Consider the following 2,864-nt stretch of genomic DNA (forward strand, 5'->3'; position numbering starts at 1 on the left):
AAGTTTAATCCGACCCGAAACCGGGCACTGGATTGCTTACCGTTATTTCTGCATCTGGATAAAAAAAGAGTCAGAGCCGTGACCGAAGATAAACTGATTAAAGCGCGGCCGACCTTCCATTACCGCTTACCAAGTTGTGAAATTCATCGTAAAGACTGGCGATTGCAGCATGCCTGGGATGGCTGGGCTGAAGTGGAGCTGCTGGCAGCCGATCAGGAACGACTGACTCACTGTATGGCGGCTTATCAGCAACATCTGGCTGAACTTAGCAGTACGACTGGCTCCTGGATTAGTAAGGTGAAAAAACAATGGCTAAACCGGTAATCGCGATCACCGGGCCGCAGCGCGGTGCCTTTGGGCCCCGATTTCTGGTGGCGCTGGCGCTGCGCTGGTATGGTGCTAAACCCTTACAGGTGAGGCCTTCTGATAAAGTGGATGCAAAAGCGTTTGATGGGGTTGTCATTACCGGTGGCCATGATATCGACCCGGTGTTGTATGCAGCCAAAGCCGAAGTCCATCCAAAATATGACCCGGCACGCGATGAGCTGGAAATGGCGGTAATCAAAAAAGCAGAGGCACAAACTTTGCCACTACTGGGGATCTGTCGCGGTGCTCAGCTGTTAAATGTCAGCAGAGGGGGCAGTTTGTATCAGCAGCTGACTGAACAGCGCCGGCATACTTCACAGCGCTGGACAGTATTGCCGTTAAAAACCCTGTGTCTGGCTCAGCAGGCATCACGTTTGAAAGGCATTTTTCAGTGTGACAAAGCCCGCATCAACAGCTTACATAATCAGGCCATTAACAAGCTGGGTGATAATTTACAGATTGTTGGCCGGGATCTGGATAACATTGTACAGGCTGTGGAAGACCCGAACCGTGATTTTGTACTGGGAGTACAATGGCATCCGGAATTTTTAATTTTTATGCGCCGCCAACGCCATTTATTCAAAGCCCTGGTAGAGCAGGCCCGCAAGCGGCAGCGCGAAAGTTAGACGGTTGCCGCTTAATCGCCGCCGAGCTGTTTTCGCCCTAAGTTGTTTTTAGCCGTTACCAGCGCGAACAGCACGGTGCCGCTAATAACACCGTACAGATGAGCGTCAATAGCAACCGTGGCTTCAATCAGCAGCCCGAGTTCGGCATCAGGTCCGTTAAATTGCTCATAACCAATTTTTGCCAGAATACCCAGCATAAGCAGCATGCCGCCGGTTTTTCTGGTTTGAATATCCATAAGTGCCCCGAAAAAGAGTAACGCATGCAGCACACCGGACAGACCGACATAGCGCTCAATAGTCGGATTTAACCCGTAAATCAGGCCGCTGATTAAAAGTGCGCTCAGTAACAGTTGCCAGCGTAGTGCGAGCTGGCGCTGGTAACCGGCATGCAGCAGCATAATAAGTAATAAACCACCGGTATTTAACAATAAATGATAAAGATTAGAATGCAGTAAGTGGCCAGTTACCAAACGCCAGAGCTCACCCTCTTTCAAATAGGCACGCTGGTAGGCCAGCAGCTGCTGCAGCGGTTCAGGCACAATAAACAGCAGCAGGCTCAACAGCATTAAACTGACAAACGGCAGGTAAGGGTATTTCGAATCAAATAGTGTTTGCATACCGTCAGTATCAACCCCGTTATTGTTTATCAATCATTGTTAAAAGCAAAATCAGCGCTATCCCAAACTAATTTGGCCATGATATCAAGCAGTATTTTGGCAGAGGTTAACAGAACGGACTGAACCTGCTTGATCTGATTGACGCTTATGGTTAGGGTGTAAAGCTGCACCGGGAGAAAGCGTGATATGAAGCTGTTTTACTTGTTTTTAATTAATATCGGTTTGCTGCTGAGTAGTCAGGCCGCGATCGCAACCCCGCCGCTGACGCAGGAAACCCGTGAACCTGAAGCCGCAACCGGCTTAACTGAACAACAGTTGGTGCGCAGTAAACATGCTATGGTTGCTGCAGCGCATCCGCTGGCAGTTGCAGCAGGGCAGCGTATTCTGCTAAAAGGTGGCAGCGCCGTTGATGCTGCCATTGCCACTCAGTTGCTGCTTGGCCTGGTTGAACCTCAGAGTTCTGGTATCGGCGGTGGCGCTTTTATCTTGCACTGGCACAAATCCAGTCAGCGTCTGAGCAGTTTTGATGGCCGTGAAACAGCACCAGCGACAGTCGATGGTGATTTATTCAGGCAACATGGCACCACACTGGACTGGCGCTCAGCTTATGTTGGCGGCAAATCGGTTGGGGTACCCGGTGTGCTGCAAGCACTGGCACTGGCCCACCAGCAATATGGTGTTCTGCCATGGGCTGACTTGTTTGAAGATGCGATAACCACTGCTGAACAGGGCTTTACGGTAACCCCGCGCATGGCGAAACATCTGACACTGGGTTGGAATGAAGGTGTAAAAACCCTGGCGCCGGCAAAGGACTATTTTTATCCGAATGGCCGGCCGCTGCAAGCCGGCCAGCAGATAACGAATCCGGCCTATGCCCGAATACTCAGAGCCATCGCTAAAGAAGGTGTCAGTGCGTTTTATCAGGGTGAAAATGCACAAGCGTTAGTGGCAACGGTCAAAAATGCGGCCGTCAACCCGGGTGCATTATCTTTGGCTGATCTGAGCCAGTACCGGGCAGTTGAACGTGGCGTATTGTGCCGGCCTTACCGGCAGTACAAAGTCTGTGGCATGGCACCACCAAGCTCTGGCGGTATTGCCGTCTTGCAGATCCTGGGCATCTTGTCAGCTTTTGAACTGGAACGGTTGCCCCCGGGGTCAGTGCAGGCCGTGCATCTGCTTAGTCAGGCAGCGCGGCTGGCTTTTGCTGACAGAGAGCGTTATCTGGCCGATGCAGATTTCAGTCCGGTACCGGTTG

At 51.3% G+C, this 2,864-nt stretch carries 4 protein-coding genes; 3 read left to right on the forward strand and 1 reads right to left on the reverse strand.

Annotation, left to right across the window (positions count from 1 at the left end; all coding sequences use genetic code 11):
* Together R3177_RS14255 and R3177_RS14260 are read left to right on the forward strand one after the other, a co-directional pair.
* On the forward strand, nt 1–324 hold a 324-nt coding region (locus R3177_RS14255; protein ID WP_318971672.1), incomplete at its 5' end, for an amidoligase family protein.
* Complete coding sequence (locus R3177_RS14260; RefSeq protein ID WP_318971673.1) at nt 309–992, forward strand: gamma-glutamyl-gamma-aminobutyrate hydrolase family protein; 684 nt, start codon at nt 309–311, stop codon at nt 990–992. The genes R3177_RS14255 and R3177_RS14260, both read left to right, overlap by 16 nt.
* An 11-nt stretch (nt 993–1,003) precedes the next feature.
* Here the strand turns inward: R3177_RS14260 and rrtA are convergent, their stop codons facing one another.
* Nucleotides 1,004–1,609, reverse strand: coding sequence for a rhombosortase (gene rrtA / locus R3177_RS14265; protein WP_318971674.1), 606 nt, complete (start codon nt 1,607–1,609; stop codon nt 1,004–1,006).
* 186 nt (nt 1,610–1,795) lie between these two features.
* Here rrtA and R3177_RS14270 point away from each other — a divergent pair.
* On the forward strand, nt 1,796–2,864 hold a 1,069-nt coding region (locus tag R3177_RS14270; protein WP_318971675.1), incomplete at its 3' end, for a gamma-glutamyltransferase family protein.

The sequence above is a fragment of the Arsukibacterium sp. genome, assembly GCF_033722355.1.
Taxonomy (GTDB): domain Bacteria; phylum Pseudomonadota; class Gammaproteobacteria; order Enterobacterales; family Alteromonadaceae; genus Alishewanella.